This is a genomic window from Stenotrophomonas sp. ZAC14D1_NAIMI4_1, assembly GCF_003086775.1.
In the GTDB taxonomy this organism is placed as follows: Bacteria; Pseudomonadota; Gammaproteobacteria; order Xanthomonadales; family Xanthomonadaceae; genus Stenotrophomonas.
Genome location: NZ_CP026001.1, coordinates 1,552,718 through 1,571,298, shown reverse-complemented (window position 1 = coordinate 1,571,298; position 18,581 = coordinate 1,552,718). Strand labels below are relative to the sequence as shown.

The 18,581-nt window shown below is 68.7% G+C and carries 14 protein-coding genes and 1 tRNA gene; 5 read left to right on the top strand and 10 right to left on the bottom strand.

Going from position 1 to position 18,581, the window contains the following annotated elements:
• Window positions 1–51 precede the first annotated feature (51 nt).
• A complete protein-coding gene (locus C1927_RS07230) occupies window positions 52–951 on the top strand; it encodes a LysR family transcriptional regulator (protein ID WP_108746306.1) in 900 nt (299 codons plus the stop codon).
• 50 nt (window positions 952–1,001) lie between these two features.
• A tRNA-Leu gene (locus tag C1927_RS07225) sits at window positions 1,002–1,088 on the top strand.
• A 151-nt stretch (window positions 1,089–1,239) separates the two neighbouring features.
• On the opposite strand, the gene emrB is transcribed toward C1927_RS07225, so the two are convergent.
• Genes emrB through C1927_RS07205 form a run of 4 tightly spaced genes read right to left on the bottom strand, consistent with a single transcriptional unit; the run spans window position 1,240 to window position 5,957 of the window.
• On the bottom strand, window positions 1,240–2,826 hold the full coding sequence (gene emrB / locus C1927_RS07220) for a multidrug efflux MFS transporter permease subunit EmrB (RefSeq protein WP_079221273.1): 1,587 nt from the start codon (window positions 2,824–2,826) through the stop codon (window positions 1,240–1,242).
• A 7-nt stretch (window positions 2,827–2,833) separates the two neighbouring features.
• A complete protein-coding gene (gene emrA / locus C1927_RS07215; protein WP_079221272.1) occupies window positions 2,834–4,012 on the bottom strand; it encodes a multidrug efflux MFS transporter periplasmic adaptor subunit EmrA in 1,179 nt (392 codons plus the stop codon).
• An 11-nt stretch (window positions 4,013–4,023) separates the two neighbouring features.
• On the bottom strand, window positions 4,024–5,517 hold the full coding sequence (gene emrC, locus C1927_RS07210) for a multidrug efflux transporter outer membrane subunit EmrC (RefSeq protein WP_108746305.1): 1,494 nt from the start codon (window positions 5,515–5,517) through the stop codon (window positions 4,024–4,026).
• Window positions 5,514–5,957 carry a MarR family transcriptional regulator gene (locus tag C1927_RS07205; RefSeq protein ID WP_108746304.1) on the bottom strand — a complete coding sequence of 148 codons (444 nt, stop codon included), beginning with the start codon at window positions 5,955–5,957 and terminating at the stop codon, window positions 5,514–5,516. The genes emrC and C1927_RS07205 overlap by 4 nt, the downstream gene beginning before the upstream one ends.
• 225 nt (window positions 5,958–6,182) lie before the next feature.
• Here C1927_RS07205 and C1927_RS07200 point away from each other — a divergent pair, with 225 nt between their 5' ends.
• Both C1927_RS07200 and parC read left to right on the top strand, forming a co-directional pair.
• Window positions 6,183–7,010 carry a helix-turn-helix transcriptional regulator gene (locus tag C1927_RS07200; protein WP_164073423.1) on the top strand — a complete coding sequence of 276 codons (828 nt, stop codon included), beginning with the start codon at window positions 6,183–6,185 and terminating at the stop codon, window positions 7,008–7,010.
• A gap of 59 nt (window positions 7,011–7,069) precedes the next feature.
• Window positions 7,070–9,313: a DNA topoisomerase IV subunit A gene (gene parC, locus C1927_RS07195; protein WP_079221268.1), complete on the top strand. Its 2,244-nt coding sequence runs from the start codon at window positions 7,070–7,072 to the stop codon at window positions 9,311–9,313.
• A gap of 256 nt (window positions 9,314–9,569) precedes the next feature.
• Here parC and bfr read toward each other — a convergent pair whose 3' ends face one another.
• The gene (gene bfr, locus C1927_RS07190; protein WP_004151115.1) at window positions 9,570–10,058 is read right to left on the bottom strand and encodes a bacterioferritin; all 489 of its coding nucleotides are present in this window, start codon (window positions 10,056–10,058) and stop codon (window positions 9,570–9,572) included.
• A 124-nt stretch (window positions 10,059–10,182) separates the two neighbouring features.
• Between bfr and C1927_RS07185 the strand changes: the two genes are divergently transcribed.
• A complete protein-coding gene (locus C1927_RS07185) occupies window positions 10,183–12,513 on the top strand; it encodes a penicillin acylase family protein (RefSeq protein WP_108746302.1) in 2,331 nt (776 codons plus the stop codon).
• A gap of 91 nt (window positions 12,514–12,604) precedes the next feature.
• Here the strand turns inward: C1927_RS07185 and C1927_RS07180 are convergent, their stop codons facing one another.
• From C1927_RS07180 to C1927_RS07160, 5 genes are all read right to left on the bottom strand, one after another.
• Window positions 12,605–13,993, bottom strand: a complete 1,389-nt coding sequence (locus C1927_RS07180; RefSeq protein ID WP_108746301.1) for a cation:proton antiporter — start codon at window positions 13,991–13,993, stop codon at window positions 12,605–12,607.
• 141 nt (window positions 13,994–14,134) lie between these two features.
• Window positions 14,135–15,826 (bottom strand): asparagine synthase B, encoded by a 1,692-nt coding sequence (asnB, locus tag C1927_RS07175; RefSeq protein WP_108746300.1) that lies wholly within the window; start codon window positions 15,824–15,826, stop codon window positions 14,135–14,137.
• 359 nt (window positions 15,827–16,185) lie between these two features.
• Entirely contained in the window at window positions 16,186–17,313 is a 1,128-nt protein-coding gene (dapE, locus tag C1927_RS07170; protein WP_108746299.1) for a succinyl-diaminopimelate desuccinylase, read from the bottom strand.
• Complete coding sequence (locus tag C1927_RS07165) at window positions 17,310–17,681, bottom strand: arsenate reductase (protein WP_174208677.1); 372 nt, start codon at window positions 17,679–17,681, stop codon at window positions 17,310–17,312. The genes dapE and C1927_RS07165 overlap by 4 nt, the downstream gene beginning before the upstream one ends.
• A gap of 31 nt (window positions 17,682–17,712) precedes the next feature.
• Window positions 17,713–18,579, bottom strand: a complete 867-nt coding sequence (locus tag C1927_RS07160) for a hypothetical protein (RefSeq protein WP_108746298.1) — start codon at window positions 18,577–18,579, stop codon at window positions 17,713–17,715.
• Between the last annotated feature and the right edge of the window lie 2 nt (window positions 18,580–18,581).

Here is an 18,581-nt window from a genome sequence, read left to right as displayed (position 1 = left end):
CCGCCCCTGCCTTCGGACCAGCCGAAGGTAGCCCCGACCGGAGCACCCCACATGCGGATGGACATCGCCGATCTGCGCCTGTTCCTGGCCGTGGCTGACGCCGGCAGCATCACCGCTGGCGCCGCCCAGGCCAATCTTGCACTGGGCTCGGCCAGCGAGCGCCTGCGCGCGATCGAGGCGGACGCCGGTACCGCACTGCTGAACCGGCATCCACGCGGCGTCAGCCTGACCGAGGCCGGCGCTGCCCTCGCCCACCACGCGCGGCTGATCCTGCAGCAGCAGGCGCAGCTGCGCGGCGAGATGGAAGCCTTCGCCCAGGGTGCGCGCGGCACCCTGCACCTGTATGCCAACACTGCGGCACTGACCAACTACCTGCCCTCGCGGCTTGCGCCCTGGCTGGCACAGCGCCCGCGCCTGCACGTGGAGCTGCACGAACGCACCAGCACCGAGGTCGTGCGCGCACTCAGCGCCGGCCAGGCCGAAGCGGGCATCATCAGCGACGCGGTGCCTGCCGAGGGCCTGCAACGGCACGTCGTGTCCGAAGATCCGCTGGTGATGCTGCTGCCTGCCGACCACCGCTTCGCTGCCCGGCGCTCGCTCGACTTCGTCGATGTGCTGGGCGAGACCTTCGTCGCGCTGGCCGATGGCAACGCGCTGCAGACCTACGTGGAAGAACTCGCGGGCGAGGCAGGCCGACGCCTGGACGTGCGCATCCGCATGAAGACCTTCGAAGGCCTGTGCACGATGGTGGGCCACGGCATCGGCGTCGGCATCGTGCCGCGCACGATCGCACGGCAGCATCGGCGCAGCACGCAGACGGTGTGCGTGCCACTTGCAGATGCGTGGGCGCAGCGCCGCCTGTGCGCCTGCTTCGCCGATTGGACGCGCCTGTCGCCAGCGATGCGCAGCCTGCTGCAACACCTCGGCGTACCGCCGCAGAAAAAAGCGTGAAATGTTGTTGACACATCCTCAGTCGCTCCCCATAATTCGTCTCCTGAGTCGCCCAGGTGGCGGAATTGGTAGACGCACTAGCTTCAGGTGCTAGCGGGGGCAACTTCGTGGAGGTTCGAGTCCTCTCCTGGGCACCATGACTCAGCAAATGATCAAACCCGCGAAAGCGGGTTTTTTCATGTCCGGCGTTCGGGCATACCCACGCAACGCGTGCATGTATCGCGATGGCGCCGCAGACAAAAACCCCGCCTTCCGGCGGGGTTTTGTTTTTCCATCAACACCGATCGATCAATGCCCGCCGGCGGAGGCCGCGCCTGCACCCGCACCGAACGGCGGCTTGGCCAGCCACAGGAACGCGATGATCGCCAGGAACGTCCAGCCCAGCAGGTAGAAGATGTCGTTGAACGCCATCTGCGATGCCTGGTGGTTGATCATGTTGTTGAGCACCGCCGCGCCATGCTGCAGGTCACCCTGCCCCATCGCGGCCACCTGGTCCTGCATGCCCGGCTGGTAGGCCGAGATGTGCTCGGTCAGGTCGGCGTGGTGCACCTGGGTACGACGTGCCCACAGCCAGGTGGTCAGCGATGCCGCGAAACTGCCGCCCAGCGTACGCAGGAACGTGGCCAGGCCCGAGCCGGCGGCGATCTCGCGGCCGTCCAGGTCCGACAGCAGGATCTGCAGCACCGGCATGAAGAACAGCGCGACACCAATACCCATGATCAGCTGCACGCCGGCCACGTGCGCGTAGTCCACCTGCAGGTTGAAGTCCGAGCGCATGAAGCTGGTGAAGGACAGGAACACGAAGGCGAACGAGGCGATCATGCGCATGTCGAAGCGCGAGGCGTACTTGCCCACGAACGGCGTCATGATCACCGGCAGGATGCCGATCGGCGCCGTCGCCAGGCCCGCCCAGATGGCGGTGTAGCCCATGTCACGCTGCAGCCACTGCGGTATCAGCAGCGACACGCTGAAGAACGCCGCATAGGCCACCACCATCGCCAGCGTACCGGCGCGGAAGTTGCGGTGGCGGAACAGCTTCAGGTCGACGATGGGATCCTTGTCGGTCAGTTCCCAGATCAGGAACACCGTCAGCGCCACCACCGCCACGCAGGCCAGCACCACGATCTTCATCGAGGAGAACCAGTCTTCGTCGTTGCCCAGGTCGAGCACCAGCTGCAGCGCGCCCACGCCGATCACCAGGGTGATCAGGCCGACGTAGTCCATCTTCGGCTTTTCAATCTGCTCCGGGCGCCCCTTCAGCTGGTTGCCCACCACCAGCGCGGCGAAGATGCCCAGCGGCACGTTGATCAGGAAGATCCATTCCCAGCTGTAGTTGTCGGTGATCCAGCCACCGAGGATGGGCCCGCAGATCGGCGCCACCACGGTGATCATCGCCAGCAGCGCCAGCGCCTGCCCACGTTTCTCGCGTGGATAGATCGACACCAGCAGCGACTGGGTGATCGGGTACATCGGCCCGGCCACGAAGCCCTGCAGTGCACGCGACAGCACCAGCATGCCCATGCTCTGGGCCAGGCCACACAGCAGCGAGGTGATGACGAAGGCCAGGGTGGCCCAGATGAACAGCTTGCGTTCGCCGAAGCGACGGCTGAGCCAGCCGGTCAGCGGCAGCGCGATGGCCGTGCTGACCGCGAACGAGGTGATGACCCAGGTCGCCTGCTGCGAACTGGCGCCGAGGTTGCCGGCGATGGTCGGCAGCGAGACGTTGGCGATGGTGGTGTCGAGCACCTGCATGAACGAGGCCATCGCCAGGCCGACGGTGCACAGGGCCACGCTGGGCGGCAGGAACCCGGAGGCCGCACCCGGCGCCGCCGGTGCGCCCGGAGTGCCGGGCGCCGCTGGAGCTTGTGCGGACATGTCGACCTCAGCCCGCGTTGGCCTGCTGCGGCAGGTTGCCTTCGATGATCGTGTGGATCACCTCATCGGCATCATGCAGCTGCTTGGCATACACATCGGTGTCGAACACCGTGCCCTTGGCGGCGGCGGTCGGCAGCACTTCGCCCTTCTGGTCGCGCAGGCTCACTTCAGCCTTCATCGACAGGCCGATGCGCAGCGGGTGTTCGGCCAGCTGCTTGGCATCGATGGCGATGCGCACCGGCACGCGCTGCACGATCTTGATCCAGTTGCCGCTGGCGTTCTGCGCCGGCAGCAGCGAGAACGCCGAACCGGTGCCCAGGCCCAGGCTTTCGATGCGGCCCTTGTACTTCACGTCACCGGCATACAGGTCCGACTTCAGCTCCACTTCCTGGCCCAGGCGCATGTGGCGCAGCTGGGTTTCCTTGAAGTTGGCTTCCACCCACATCTGCTCGGTCGGCACCACGGCCATCAGGGCATTGCCCGGCTGCACGCGCTGGCCGACCTGCACCGAACGACGGGCGACGAAACCGGTGACCGGCGCGACGATGCCGGCGCGGGCATTGTTGAGGAAGGCCTGGCGCAGCTGCGCGGCAGCGGCCAGCACGTCCGGCTGGGTCGCGATGACGGTGTCATCGACCAGCGCGCGGTTGCGCTCGACGGTCTCGCGCGAACCGGCCACGGCGGCTTCGGCTGCGGCCAGCTCGTCGCGGGCGTGGGCCAGTTCTTCGTTGGAAATGGCGCCGGTGGCGGCCAGGTCCTTGCGGCGGGCGAAATCTTCGCGCACGCGCTTCAGGCTGACCTGGCGGGCGTTCAGGTCAGCCTGCGCGCCCTCCACGCTGCGGTACAGGCCGCGGGTCTGGCGCACGGTCTTGGCCAGGTTGGCTTCGGCCTGCTGCAGGGCGACGGAGGTGTCGGCCGGGTCCAGCTGCACCAGCAGCTGGCCGCGCTCGACGCGCATGCCGTCATCAACGTTGATGGCAACCACGGTGCCGGCCACCAGCGGGGTGATCTGCACCTGGTTGCCCTGCACGTAGGCATCGTCGGTTTCTTCGAACCAACGGCCGAACATGAAGTACCACAGCGCCAGTGCGGCAAGCAGCAGCACGACGATGACGAACAGGCCGCGCAGCAGGTTGCCGCGGCGGTTGGAGGCGGCCGGGGCCGCGGTGTCTTGGGTCTGGCTCATGGCGTGGGTCTTCAGGAATGCGAGGAATCGGAATGGGAGGCGATCGGTGCGGCGTCGGCGTCACTGGGCTGGAAACCACCGCCCAATGCCTTGCTCAGGCGCACCGAGGTCTGCACCTGCTGCGACTGCAGGCCGGCCAGCTGCTGCTGCGACTGCAGCAGGATGGACTGCGCGCTGAGCACGTCCAGGTAGCTGCCGATGCCGGCGCGGTAGCGCTGCTGGGCCAGGCCGAAGGCGGCGCGGGAGGTATCCACCGCCTGCTGCTGTGCCTGCGCCTGCTGGGCCAGCGAACGCACCGCGTTGACCTGGTCGGCCACGTCGCGCAGCGCGTCCAGCACGGCCTGGTTGTAGTTGGCCACCGCCAGGTCGTACTGCGCGTCAGTGTTGTCCAGGTTGGCGCGCAGCTTGCCGCCTTCGAAGATCGGCAGGCTCAGTGCCGGGCCGATGTAGGCGAAGGTGGAGCTGCTCTTCAGCAGGTCGCCCACGTTCGGGGCGACCACGCCGGCCAGCGCGGTCAGGTTGAAGCTCGGATAGAACTTCGTCTTGGCGACCTTGATCTGCTTCTCGGCCGCTTCCACGCGCCAGCGCGCTGCAACGATGTCCGGGCGACGGCCCAGCAGTTCGCTGGGCAGCACGCCCGGCAGCTGCAGGGCCAGCGGGTTCAGCGCCTGCGGGCGTTCGATCGACAGGCCGCGGTCCGGACCCTTGCCGACCAGCGCGGCCAGCGCGGTGCGGGCGGCGTCGATGCGCTGCTGCGCGGCCAGCAGCTGCTGCTGCGCGGCCGGCACGCGGGCTTCGGCCTGGCGCACCTGCAGGTCGCTGTCGATGCCGGCGCTGCGGCGCTGGCGGGTCAGTTCCAGCGACTTCTGCGAACGCGCCAGTTCCTCCTCGGCCACGTCGTTGAGCTGCCAGGCATAGGCCAGCTCGGCGTAGGCCTGGGCAATGCCGGTGGACAGGTTCAGGCGCGCGGCCTGGGCGTCCACGGTGGCGGCATGGGCGCCATCGACGGCAGCTTCCCAGGCGGCGCGCTTGCCGCCCCACAGGTCGATGCCGTAGCTGAAATCGAAGGCGACCTGGCTGCTGCCGCCATAGCGGCCGCCCAGCTCGTCACCCAGCATCGATTCGGGCAGGCGCAGGCCGGTGTAGCCGCCGGACAGGGACAGGCTGGGCAGGCGGTCGGCACGCGCCGTACCTACCTGCGACTGTGCCTGGCGCAGGCGCGCGTCGGCCGCGTCCAGGCTGGGGTGGCCGGCCAGGCCTTCGCTGATGAGGGCGTCGAGCTGGGCGTCGCCCAGTGCCTTCCACCAGTCCTGGGCCGGGAAGCCGGTGGCGCTCAGGTCGCTGTCGGCCAGGGTGCGCTCGCTGTGCAGGCTGTCCACGTCGAGCACGTGGCCCTGCGGGTTCAGGCCACGGCTGCTGGCGCAGGCGGCCAGGGCCAGGGCCAGCGCTGAAACCAGCAGCGCGCGCCCGGACCGGCGGAGAGTGGGATGCGGGATCGGGTTCATGGGGTCGTCAGGGAATCGCGGATTCGGGTCAGGAGGGACAACAGCAGCGTGCGTTCGTCGGCGGACAGGTCGCGCAGGGCGAAGTCCATCACCGCGTCGCCGCGCTTCTGCAGCCGCGCCCACAGGGCACGGCCTTCATCGGTCAGAACGATCTGCAGGGCCCGCCGGTCCTGGCTGTGCGGCTCGCGGCGCACGCATCCCAGGGCTTCCAGCTTGTCCAGCAGGCGGGTCACCGCGCTGGGCACCTGGTCGATGGCCTGGGCCAGTTCGTTGGCGGTGCACGGGGCCATGCGGGCCAGCAGCTTCAGGCCGATGTAATGGGTGAAGCCGATGCCGAGGTCTTCTTCGGCCATGGAGGCGTCGAGCTGGCGGACCAGGCCGTCGCGCACCTGGCGCAGCAGCAGGCCGAAGCTGGGGGGGTTGGAGGACGGACAGATCATGGGGGAGCATTTTCTTCCAAAAAAAATATTTCTCAATGGAAATATTCGATCTGGCATCGAATGCTGTGTTGCAGCAACGGGCTCGATCAGTGAAGGCGCTACCTTAATGGCGCCCGGAACTGGCCCGGTAGTACAATCCAGCCAATGAATGTCACATTCCAGCCACCCCCGCCGGTCGTGACGGCAGGTGAACCGGGCCCGCCCACCCTCCTCCGCGAGGTCGCGATGGACTGGTTCGAGCGCAACGATGGCCCGCCGGTCATCGGTTTCCGCTTCGACAGCCCGCAGGGCCTGGCCCGTGAAGTGGACTGGCACCACCACGCCCGGGCGCAGCTGATCTACGTCGAACGCGGCCTGCTGACCACCCGCACCTCGCACGGCACCTGGTCGCTGGCACCGGGTTCGGCCGGTTGGATGCCGCCGCTGGAACCGCATACGGTCAGCCTGGACGGGCCGATGCGCGGCTGGGGCATGGCCCTGGCGGCGCCGGCCTGCGCCGGGCTGCCCTCCGACCCCTGCGTGCTCGGCCTGTCCAAGCTGGCCCAGGCGGTGGCCGAGCGCATCTGCGAATGGCCGCTGGACTACGTCCTCAGCGACGACCGCGAGCACATCCTCAGCGTCATGCGCGACGAGATCCGCACCGCGCCGCGCCAGCGCATGCACCTGCCGATGCCGCGCGACCGCCGCCTGCTGAAGATCGCCTCGCAACTGCTGGCCGAGCCCTCCGACGAGCGCAGCCTGGCCGAATGGGCGCACTGGGCCGGCCTGTCGCCGCGCAGCCTGACCCGCCACTTCCGCGACGAGACCACCCTCAGCTTCGCCCAGTGGCGGCAACAGGCCCGCCTGGCCGAGGCGCTGCGCCAGCTCAGCGAGGGCCGCAGCGTGGCCGACATCGCCCACGCGCTGGGCTTCAGCAGCGCCAGCGCCTTCGTCACCGTGTTCCGCCGCCACTTCGGCCTGCCGCCCGGACGCTACCTGGCGCGGGTCGGCCATGGCCTCGAACCGGGGCTGGATCCGGCGCGTGGCTTGGCATCCCCCGCCGCATCCGGATAATCAGTGCATTGAGAGCGCCGACCGCCGTCTTCGCCTCCCGACATAGGTAACAACGCCGCATGACCGAACCTGCCCGCCCCGTATTCCACGGTTTCGAACAACTGCCGCTGCGCGAGTACGCCGAACGCGCCTACCTCGACTATTCGATGTACGTGGTGCTCGACCGTGCCCTGCCGTTCATCGGCGACGGCCTGAAGCCGGTGCAGCGCCGCATCATCTATTCGATGAGCGAGCTGGGCCTGAATGCCGCGTCCAAGCCGAAGAAGTCCGCGCGCACCGTCGGTGACGTGATCGGTAAATACCACCCGCATGGCGACAGCGCGTGCTACGAGGCGCTGGTGCTGATGGCGCAGCCGTTCTCCTACCGCTACCCGCTGATCGAGGGCCAGGGCAACTTCGGCTCCAGCGACGACCCGAAGTCGTTCGCGGCGATGCGCTACACCGAATCCAAGCTGACCCCGATCGCCGAAGTGCTGCTGGGCGAACTGGGCCAGGGCACCACCGACTGGGCGCCGAACTTCGACGGCACCCTGCAGGAACCGACCTGGATGCCGGCGCGCCTGCCGCACCTGCTGCTGAACGGCACCACCGGCATCGCCGTGGGCATGGCCACCGACGTGCCGCCGCACAACCTCAACGAGATCGTCAGCGCGCTGCTGCACCTGCTGGACGATCCCGATGCCAGCGTGCGCGACCTGTGCGAGCACGTGAAGGGCCCGGACTACCCGTCGACCGCCGAGATCATCACCCCGGCCAACGACCTGCGCACGATGTACGAGACCGGCAACGGCAGCGTGCGTGCGCGTGCGACCTTCACCAAGGAAGCGAACAACGTGGTGGTCACCGCGCTGCCGTTCCAGGTGTCGCCGTCGAAGGTGATCGAGCAGATCGCCGCGCAGATGCGCGCCAAGAAGCTGCCGTGGCTGGAAGACGTGCGCGATGAATCCGACCACGCCAACCCGGTGCGCGTGGTGCTGGTGCCGCGCTCCAACCGCGTCGACGCCGACCAGCTGATGGGCCACCTGTTCGCCACCACGGACATGGAGCGCAGCTACCGCGTCAACCTCAACGTGATCGGGCTGGACGGCCGTCCGCAGGTGAAGAACCTGAAGATGCTGCTCAGCGAATGGCTGGCGTTCCGCAGCACCACCGTCACCCGCCGCCTGCAGCACCGCCTGCAGAAGGTCGAGCGCCGCCTGCACCTGTTGGAAGGCCTGCTGGTGGCCTTCCTCAACCTGGACGAGGTGATCCACATCATCCGTACCGAGGACGAACCGAAGGCGGCGTTGATCGCGCGCTTCGGCCTGTCCGAAGACCAGGCCGAGTACATCCTGGAAACCAAGCTGAAGCAGCTGGCCCGCCTGGAGGAGATGAAGATCCGCGGCGAGCAGGACGAGCTGGCCAAGGAGCGCGAGAAGATCCTCGGCATCCTCGACAGCAAGGCCAAGCTGAAGAAGCTGATCCGCGACGAACTGACCGCTGACGCCAAGAAGTTCGGCGACGCACGCCGTTCGCCGCTGGTGCAGCGCCAGGCCGCGCAGGCCATCGACGAGACCGAGCTGGTGCCCAGTGAGCCGATGACCGTCGTGCTGTCGGAGAAGGGCTGGATCCGCGCGGCCAAGGGCCACGACATCGATGCGTCCACCCTGTCCTACCGCGATGGTGATGCCCTGCAGGGTTCGGTGCGCGCGCGCAGCACCCAGCAGGTCGCCTTCCTGGACAGCGAAGGCCGCGCCTACTCGACGCCGGTGCACACCCTGCCCTCGGCACGTGGCAATGGTGAACCGCTGACCGGCCGCTTCTCGCCGGCACCGGGCACCAGCTTCGTCACCCTGGCCAGCGCCGAGCCGGATGCCCGCTTCGTGCTGGCCTCCAGCCACGGCTACGGCTTCGTCACCCGCTTCGAGAACCTGATCGGCCGCAACAAGGCCGGCAAGGCGATGCTGAACCTGTCGTCCGGTTCCTCGGTGCTGACCCCGTCGGCCGTGGCCAACGTGGCCACCGACCGCATCGTGGCGGTGACCAGCTCGGGCAACCTGCTGGCGATCGCCGCCAACGACCTGCCGGAACTGGACAAGGGCAAGGGCAACAAGATCATCGAGATCCCCAAGGCCAAGCTCGCCACCGAGCGGGTGGTGGCGATCGTGGCGATCAGCCCGGGCCAGACCCTGCAGGTCCGCAGCGGCCAGCGCACGATGGGCCTGAAGTTCAACGAGCTCGACGCCTACCTCGGCGCCCGCGCCACCCGCGGCCACCTGCTGCCGCGCGGCTGGCAGAAGGTCGAAGGGTTGTCGGTGGAATGACCGGTAGTGCCGGCCGCTGGCCGGCAACTGCTGCCGGAAATCAGCAACGCCAGACACGGAAAAGCCGGGGGTTCCCCGGCTTTTTCGTTTGTCGGCTGGCGGGCGGTGGAGCAGCTGGCGGGCGAAGGCTGGCTGGCGGTGCTCCGGTGCTGGCGGGCGACGTTGCTTTGTGCGCCTGGTAGAGCCGACTGTTAGTCGGCTGCCCTGCAAAAGCAGCCGACTAACAGTCGGCTCTACCGGGAAGCGCGGCGCCGGCTCAGTGCGCCGGGGCGCCGTTGCCGTCGATCTTGCTCAGCTGGTACAGCTCCAGGCCGATGCGCTTGATCAGGCCCAGCTGCTGCTCCAGCCACCAGGCGTGGTCTTCCTCGGTGTCCTTCAACTGCGCCAGCAGCATGTCGCGGCTCACGTAGTCGCCCTTCTCCTCGCACAGCTTCATGCCGGCGGCGAGATTGTTCCGAACGGCGTATTCAGTATCGAGATCCTTCTGCAGCATCTCTTCCACCGTCTTGCCCGGCTCGGTGGCATGCGGGCGCATGTCCGGGTCGCCGCCCAGGAACAGGATGCGGCGCAGCAGCGCGTCGGCGTGCTGGGTTTCTTCTTCCATCTCGTGGTTCAGGCGTTCGTACAGCGCGAACAGGCCCTGGTCCTCGTAGCGGCGGGAATGGATGAAGTACTGGTCACGGGCAGCAAGCTCGCCGCGCAGCAGTTCCTTCAGGCAGGCGATGACGTCCGGGTTGCCTTTCATGGGGGTGCTCCTGTGGATCGATGCGGCATAGGGTGCCGCATTTCAAAATACGGTGATCTAATCGGAATCAGTCGCAGTTGCGCCTGCGGCTACAATCCCCCCTCGAGTGCCGTAAGGACCTGCAATGCGACGTACCTGGCGTTGGATACTGGCAGTGCTCATCGCCATCGTGCTGGTCACCGCACTGGTCCTGTGGCTGCTGCTGCGCGGCAGCCTGGCCGAGCTGGAAGGCGAACAGGCCCTGCCCGGGCTGGCCGCGCCGGTCAGCGTCGAGCGTGACGCGCTGGGCGTGGTCACCATCACCGCCGGCAGCCAGGCCGATGCCATGCGCGCGCTCGGCCACGTGCATGCGCAGGAACGCTATTTCGAAATGGACCTGATGCGCCGCAGTGCCGCAGGTGAACTGTCGGCGCTGTTCGGGCCTGTAGCCATCGACGCCGACAAGCGCATGCGCGTGCACCGGCTGCGCGCGCGCACCGAGGCGCACCTGGACGAGGCACTGGGCGACAACCCGCAGGCCGTGCGCGCCTACGTGGACGGTGTCAACGCAGGCCTGGCCGATCTGTCGGTGCGGCCCTGGGCCTACCTGCTGCTGCGGCAGTCGCCCGCGCCCTGGCGGGCCAGCGACAGCGTGCTGGCCGGGCTGGCCATGTATGCCGACCTGCAGGACCCGGACAACCAGAACGAACTGGCGCTGGCGCGCATCCGTGACGTGGTGCCGCCGGCCCTGCACGCACTGCTGGCCCATGATGGCAGCAGCTGGGACGCGCCGCTGCAGGGCGAGCCGCGCGGTGATACACAGCTGCCCGATGCCGCGCAGCTGGACCTGCGCTCGCTGGCCGCCGCACCCGCGGCGCCTGCCGCCGAGGCCGATGCGGTCGGCAGCAACAACTTCGCCGTGGCCGGTGCGCTCACCGCCGATGGCCGCGCCATCATTGCCGACGACATGCACCTGGCCCTGCGCGCACCCAGCCTGTGGTTCCGCGTACGCCTGCGCTACCCGGACCCGAAGGCACCCGGCGGCCAGGTCGACGTCAGTGGCTTCTCGCTGCCCGGCGTACCGGCGGTCATCGTGGGCAGCAACGGGCATGTCGCCTGGGGCTTCACCAACAGCTACATCGACACCGCCGACTTCCGCCGTGAACCGGCCAATGCGGCGGTGACGGTGCACGAAGAACGCATTGCGGTAGCAGGCCAGGGCGACGTCGTGTTGCCGGTGCGCGAAACCGCCTGGGGGCCGATCCTGCACACCCATGCCGACGGCAGCGGCGACGCCCTGCGCTGGGTCGCCCACCTGCCCGGCGCGGTGCGCATGGATTTCGCGGACATGGCCCGCGCCGGCGACCTCGACCAGGCACTGGCAACGGCCGATCACGCGGGCATTCCCGCGCAGAACCTGGTGATCGGCGACCGCAGCGGGCGCATCGCCTGGCGGCTGGTCGGTGCGCGCCCGGACCGTGGCCCCGGCTGCGTGCCGCAGGGCTTCAACACTGCGCAGAACAGCGCGGATTGCGCGCCGTGGCCGATCCGCAGCGATGCCGCACCGGCCCTGGTCGATCCACCGGGGCAACGCCTGTGGACCGCCAACAGCCGCGTGGTCGACGATGCCACCCTGGCCGTGGTCGGCAATGCCGGCTATGACCTGGGCGCGCGCGGCCAGCAGATCCGTAACCTGCTGGCCACCCAGGACCGCTTCGACGAGCACGACCTGCTGGCGATCCAGCTGGACGACCGTGCGGTGTTCCTGCAGCGCTGGTGGGCCCTGCTGCAGCAAACCGCCGAGCACAGCAACGACCCCTCATTGAAGCGCCTGGCTGCCGCCAGCGAACACTGGGACGTGCGCGCCTCGACCAATTCAACCAGCTACCGCATCGTGCGCGGTTTCCGCGGCGACGTGCTGGATGCCATCGAGAGCGCGCTGCTGGCACCTGCCAAAGCCCGGCTGGGCGACGACTACCTGCCGCCGCGGCTTGCGCAGCTGGAAGGCGTGGTCTGGCCGATGCTGGAACAGCGCCCGGCCAACCTGCTGCCGCCGGGCGTGGACAGCTGGGATGCGCTGCTGGCCAAGGCCGCGCGCACGCTCGAAGCCGACCTTGAGAAGCAGGGGCCGCTGCAGCAGCGCACCTGGGGCGAGCGCAATGTCGCCGACATCTGCCACCCGGTCTCGCGTGCCCTGCCCGCCTTCACCCGCCGCTGGCTGTGCATGCCCGCCGATCAGCTGCCCGGTGACCGCGACATGCCGCGCGTGCAGGGGCCGAGCTTCGGCGCTTCGCAGCGCATGGTGGTCTCGCCGGGCCACGAAGCCGACGGCATCGTGCACATGCCCGGCGGCCAGAGTGGCCACCCGCGGTCGCCCTATTGGGGCGCCGGCCACGAAGACTGGGTGCATGGCCGCCCCACCCCGTTCCTGCCGGGACCGGCGCAGCACGTGATGAAGCTGGTCCCAGCGCGCTGACGTCATGTCCAACGGTAGCGCCGGGCCATGCCCGGCGACGCACTATCCATCCGCGCTGCGCGCTCGCCGGGCATGGCCCGGCGCTACCTGGTCAGGCCTTGCGGCGCTCGATCAGGTTCAACAGCGGGCCGGTCATCGCCGTGGTCACCAGCGCCATGATCACCAGCACCGCGAACAGGCGGTCGCCGAGCAGGCCCAGCTCATAGCCCAGGTTGAGCACGATCAGCTCCATCAGGCCACGGGTGTTCATCAACGCCCCCAGGCGCCAGGCCTCGCGGTTCTCCATGCCGGTGCTGCGCGCGGCACTCCAGGTGCCCAGCAGCTTGCCAGCGGTCGCCACCACGATCACCACCGCGCACAGCAGCAGATCGCTGGTCTGCAACGCATCGGCGCGCATGCGCAGGCCGGTCATGGCGAAGAACAGCGGCAGCAGCAGGGTCGCGGCGAAGGGTTCGACCCTGGCCACCAGCAGGTCGCGCAGCTGCGTGTTGGAGGACACGGCCACGCCGGCAGCGAACGCGCCGAACAGCGCGTGGATGCCCAGCACCTCGGTGACCAGCGCACTGGCCAGCGACAGCAGCAGGATGCCCAGCAGCCAGCGGCCCTCACGGCCCGGCGCGATCTGCTGGCGGGCAAACCACGGCTTGACCGCGCCCAGCATCAGCGCGATGAACAGCACCACGCAGACCAGGTTGATGCTGGCCGACAGCCAGCCGGTGGCCTGTGCAGCGGCGACGATCAGCGCCAGCATGCACCACGCCGTGGCATCGCCCAGCGCCGCACAGGCGATGGACGTCTGCCCCAGCGGCGTCTGCGTGATGCCGCGGTCGGCGAGGATGCGCAGCAGCACCGGGAAGGCGGTGATGCTCATGGAAATGCCGACGAACAGCGCAAAGGCCGTGAAGCCGACGCCCTGCGGTCCATGTTCGGGATAGAGCCAGATGGCCAGCCCCACGCCCAGCACGAACGGCAGGGCGATGCCGGCATGGCTGACAGTGAAGGCGAATTTGCGACGGCCGCGCAGCGCGCCGAGGTCGAGTTCGGCACCCGCCACCAGCAGGAACATCAGCACGCCCAGCTGGCTGAGCATGCCCAGCGGCCCCAGCGACGCAGCCGGGAACAAGGCACCATGCAGCTGTGGCAGCAGGCTGCCCAGCACCAACGGGCCCATCATCAGGCCGGCCGCCATTTCGCCGATCACCGCCGGCTGGCCAAAATACTTCAGCAGCGCGCCCGCGCCCTTGGCCACCAGCAGCAGCACCAGCAGCTGCAGCAGGAACAGGCCCAGCGGCGAGGACAGGTGGTGGGCCCAATCACTGCCGACGACGGCCTCGGCCTTGGCCGCAACCGACGGCACGCCCGGCCCGGCATAACGCGCCAGCGCCAGGCCGATCGCCAGCGGAACCGCCGCCCACGCCAGGTAACGCCAACCCCATTTCATCGGCGGCACGCTGCCCCCGGTCTGTACGTCCATGAACATTCCCCAATGTGCAGGGGGCCGATGATACGTCCTTCTTCGCGCGCCCGCCGGGCATGGCCCGGCGCTACCGGGGAAGGTAGCGCCAGGCCGTGTCCGGCGGAATCATTCTGCGGCAGCGCCGGGCCGTGCCCGGCGCAATCATCAGGCCAGGGCCTGCTCGTGGACGCCGGCGATGGCGCGGCCGGACGGGTCGGCGGCGGCGGCGAAGCTGGCATCCCAGGCGATGGCGGCCGGCGATGAACAGGCGATCGACTTGCCGCCCGGCACGGTTTCCGCCGCGGCACGGCTCGGGAAGAACTGCTCGAACAGGTGGCGGTAGTAGTACGCCTCCTTGGTCTGCGGCGGGTTGTGCGGGAAGCGCTTGTCAGCCGCCGCCAGCACGCGGTCGCTCACCTGCGCCTCGGCGTGCGCCTTCAGGCCATCGATCCAGCCGTAGCCGACGCCATCGCTGAACTGCTCCTTCTGCCGCCACAGGATGCTGTCAGGCAGGTAGCCATCGAAGGCTTCGCGCAGCACCGCCTTTTCGATACGGCGGCCGCCGAAACCGGCGCCGACCATCTTGTGCGCGGCGTCGAAGCGCATCGCCACATCGAGGAACTCGCGGTCGAGGAACGGCACGCGCGGCTCCACGCCCCAGGCCATCATCGACTTGTTGGCGCGCAGGCAGTCGTAGTTGTGCAGGGCATCGAGCTTGCGTACCAGCTCCTGGTGGAATTCGCGCGCATCCGGTGCCTTGTGGAAATACAGGTAGCCACCGAAGATCTCGTCGCTGCCCTCACCGGACAGCACCATCTTCACCCCCATTGCCTTGATGCGGCGGGCCAGCAGGAACATCGGTGTCGATGCACGAATGGTGGTGACGTCGTAGGTTTCGATGTGGCGGATCACTTCGGGCAGCACGTCCAGGCCTTCCTCGAAGCTGTACTCGAAGCCGTGGTGGACGGTGCCCAGTGCTTCGGCGGCGATGGCGGCAGCGGCCAGGTCCGGCGAACCTTTCAGGCCGATCGCGAAGGAATGCAGGCGCGGCCACCAGGCCTCGCTCTGCCCGCCATCCTCGATGCGGCGGCGTGCGTAGCGGGCGGCCACGGCGGCCACCAGCGAGGAATCGAGGCCACCGGACAGCAGCACGCCGTAGGGCACGTCGCTCATCAACTGGCGCTCGACGGCCTGTTCGAACGCCTGACGCAGCTCGGCCAGGTCGGCCTGACGGCCTTCCACGTCGGCATAGTCGCGCCACGGCTGCTGGTAGTAGCGCACCAGTTCACCGCTGGCGCTGTCGTAGTAATGGCCCGGCGGGAACTGTGCGACGTCGGCGCAGGAATCGACCAGTGCCTTCATTTCCGAGGCCACGCGCAGGCGCCCCTGCGCATCGTGGCCCCAGTACAGCGGCACCACGCCGATCGGGTCGCGAGCGACCAGCACGCGGCCAGCATCACGGTCCCACAGGGCGAAGGCGAAGATGCCGTTGAGCTGTTCCAGCCACTGCGCAGGCGCACCGCCCTGGCGGTACAGGGCGTTGATCACTTCGCAGTCCGAACCGGTCTGGAAGTCGTACGCGGTGGCCAGCGTGGCCTTCAGGGCCTGGTGGTTGTAGATCTCGCCATTGACCGCGAGGGCCAGCTGGCCGTCGGCCGACAGCAGCGGCTGCGAGCCGCCGGCCGGGTCGACGATGGCCAGGCGCTCGTGGACCAGCAGCGCGCCTTCGTCCAGGTACACGCCGCTCCAGTCCGGGCCGCGGTGGCGCTGCCGCTGCGACAGTTCCAGCGCGTGGCGGCGCAGGGCGGGAAGATCGTCACCGGCCTGCAGGCCGAAGATTCCGAAGATCGAACACATGGGTGGCGCTCCTGTTGTGGGGGATTACACGGCGGGAAGGTGTTCGACCGGCCAACCAGGCCCGGGAGGGCTGCGCCCGGGCACAAAAAAACCCGCATCGGCCGATGCGGGTTTTCTGGTGTCCGGGCGTATGTTGCTGTCTATCTACCCAGGGCGCAGTCCCGCATCGGCCGCGCACGATTGCGCGCACGGTTATTCCCGCGCAGATTATTGCGGTTGGTAGTGTTGACGGCGGTGGCCAGGCGGATCGACATGGCACCGACCGTAACGCGGTTTCCAGAGCCGTGCAACAGTTGCGTTGGCAACCACAGGAGCCGTGCCGACCAACGGTCGGCACCCACCTGGGCGGGATTGCGGGGTTACGCCAGCAGGCGCTGCACCAGCCGCTGGTACAGCCCCGGCAGGGCGTCCAGCTCGTCCACGCGCACGTTCTCGTCCACCTGGTGGATGCTGGCGTTGACCGGCCCCACTTCGATGCACTGCGCACCCAGCGGTGCGATGAAGCGCGCATCGGACGTGCCGCCCCCGGTGCTCTCTTCCGGCGCACGGCCGATGTGCTCGGCCAGCACCGCACGCGCGGCCGCACGCAGCGGGCCTTCCGGGGTGTAGAACGGCTCGCCGCTGCGGTGCCACTTCAGCCCGTACTGCAGGCCATGCCGGTCCAGCAACGCGGTGATCTCCGCTTCCAGCTTCGGCGCATCCCAGTGCGGGTTGTAGCGGATGTTGAAATCCACCTCCAGTTCGCCGGGGATCACGTTGTTGGCGCCGGTGCCGGCGTGGATGTTGGAAATCTGCAGGCTGGTCGGCGGGAAGCTTTCATAGCCCTCGTCCCAGCGCCGCGCACTCAGTTCGGCCAGCGCGGGCGCCGCCTGGTGGATCGGATTGCGCGCCTTCTCCGGGTAGGCCACGTGGCCCTGCACGCCCTGCACGCGCAGCTTGGCCGACAGGCTGCCACGACGGCCGACACGCAGCAGGTCGCCCAGCGTCGCCGTCGACGAGGGCTCGCCGGTGATGCACCAGTCGATGCGCTGGCCGCGCTCGGCAAACAGGCGCGCGACGTGGCGCACGCCATCGATGGCATCGCCTTCCTCGTCGCTGGTGAGCAGCACGGCCAGCGTGCCGGCATGGTCCGGGTGGGCGGCAACAAACTGCTCGGCAGCGATGACGAAGGCCGCCACGCTGCCCTTCATGTCCGCGGCGCCGCGGCCGTACAGCACGCCGTCGCGGATTTCCGGGGTGAACGGATCACTCTGCCACGCCTCGCGCGGGCCCGGCGGCACCACGTCGGTGTGGCCCAGCAGCACCAGCACTGGCGCACCGCTGCCGTGGGTCGCCCACAGGTTGTCGACCTCGCCCAGGCGCAGGTGCTCGCACTGGAAGCCTGCCTGCTGCAGGCGCGCGGACAGCAGCGCCTGGCAGCCCGCATCATCCGGCGTCACCGACGGCCGCGCGATCAGCTCGCAGGCCAGGTCAAGGACGGCGCTCACGTGCCACCCACGCCGAAGCGGGCCTTGAAGCCGTTGTCACTGAAGCCCTGGCTGACCGTACCGTCGGCGGTCACCACCACAGGGCGCTTGATCAGCTGTGGGTACTCGCGCAGCAGCAGCTTCCACTCGGCATCCGAGTCGGCAGCCTTGCGGTTGTCCGGCAGCTGCCGCCACGTGGTGGAGGACTTGTTGACCATCGCGCCCAGGCCGCCCAGCTGCGCGGCCCACTCCAGCAGGGTCTCCGGGCTGGGCTTGTTGTCGCGGTAGTCGACGAAGGTGTAAGGCACGCCGAAGCGGTCCAGCCACTTGGTCGCCTTCTTGCAGGTATCGCAGTTCTTCAAACCGTAGACAGTGGTGCTCATGGCCATCTGTGATGCAGGAAAACAGGTGGCCAGAATCTCACAAGAGGCGCTCGGACACGACCCGGAACGGCACCGTCGGCAGGCGGAATGCCAGGCCTTCGGCCAGGTCCACGCCCATCGCCTGCAGCCGCGGGCAGTGCTGCCCGCCCTGCAGCTGCAGCGGTTGCAGCCGGGCGATAGCCACCGGCAGATCGATGCGGGTACTGGCCCAGCGCTGGTCGCAGGTGCGGGCGATGGCTTCGTCCTGGCAGGCCAGGAAGCGCAGCAGGGCCGCGTGGCCACCAAAGGCCGCGGGCCACGCCGGATGATTCCAGCCGTCGGCCGCGCACCACTGCAGGTGCAGGGCTGGGGCACTGCCCTGCCCGCCTTCGATCAGGGTGTGCCCACCGCCATCGGCACGCACCGCATGCTCAAAGCGCGTGGACAGATGCGGCTGCATGGCATCGCTGAACGCGCGCGCGCCGGCCACGAAGGCCAGCTGGTCCATCACGTTGCGGTCGAACAGCACCACCGGCGTGCCCTGCGGGTCGTCGTCGCGGCGCAGGTACCAGCGCCAGTTGCTCTGCCGGGGCGAAGGCATCAACGCACGCAGCGGGCCGGCCGCACGCGGGCCGAAGTGGCCATGGCGATAGCTGAGGATGGTGTACGGGGTACGCCCTTCATGCACGACGTAATGGTGGCCCGGGGGTGGCAGCGGCGCGTGCCGCACGTCCACCCACCAGCTGGCGTAGACCACGTCGCGCACATCGCTGGCCAGCGCAGGCATGGGCCAGCGCCGCGACAGCGCGCGGCGCAGCCGGGTCCACTGCGGGGCATGCAACAGGCGCGGCAGCATCCGCCCAAACGCAGTGTCGGACGGATGCCGGTAGATCGCGGACTGCGCCAGGTCTTCCAGCGCAGTCACCT

Coding starts and splice junctions, on each gene's coding strand:
- C1927_RS07230 (WP_108746306.1), top strand. CDS start 52: ATGCGGATGGACATCGCCGATCTGCGCCTGTTCCTGGCCGTGGCTGAC.
- emrB (WP_079221273.1), bottom strand. CDS start 2,826: ATGTCCGCACAAGCTCCAGCGGCGCCCGGCACTCCGGGCGCACCGGCG.
- emrA (WP_079221272.1), bottom strand. CDS start 4,012: ATGAGCCAGACCCAAGACACCGCGGCCCCGGCCGCCTCCAACCGCCGC.
- emrC (WP_108746305.1), bottom strand. CDS start 5,517: ATGAACCCGATCCCGCATCCCACTCTCCGCCGGTCCGGGCGCGCGCTG.
- C1927_RS07205 (WP_108746304.1), bottom strand. CDS start 5,957: ATGATCTGTCCGTCCTCCAACCCCCCCAGCTTCGGCCTGCTGCTGCGC.
- C1927_RS07200 (WP_164073423.1), top strand. CDS start 6,183: ATGGACTGGTTCGAGCGCAACGATGGCCCGCCGGTCATCGGTTTCCGC.
- parC (WP_079221268.1), top strand. CDS start 7,070: ATGACCGAACCTGCCCGCCCCGTATTCCACGGTTTCGAACAACTGCCG.
- bfr (WP_004151115.1), bottom strand. CDS start 10,058: ATGAAAGGCAACCCGGACGTCATCGCCTGCCTGAAGGAACTGCTGCGC.
- C1927_RS07185 (WP_108746302.1), top strand. CDS start 10,183: ATGCGACGTACCTGGCGTTGGATACTGGCAGTGCTCATCGCCATCGTG.
- C1927_RS07180 (WP_108746301.1), bottom strand. CDS start 13,993: ATGTTCATGGACGTACAGACCGGGGGCAGCGTGCCGCCGATGAAATGG.
- asnB (WP_108746300.1), bottom strand. CDS start 15,826: ATGTGTTCGATCTTCGGAATCTTCGGCCTGCAGGCCGGTGACGATCTT.
- C1927_RS07165 (WP_174208677.1), bottom strand. CDS start 17,681: ATGGCCATGAGCACCACTGTCTACGGTTTGAAGAACTGCGATACCTGC.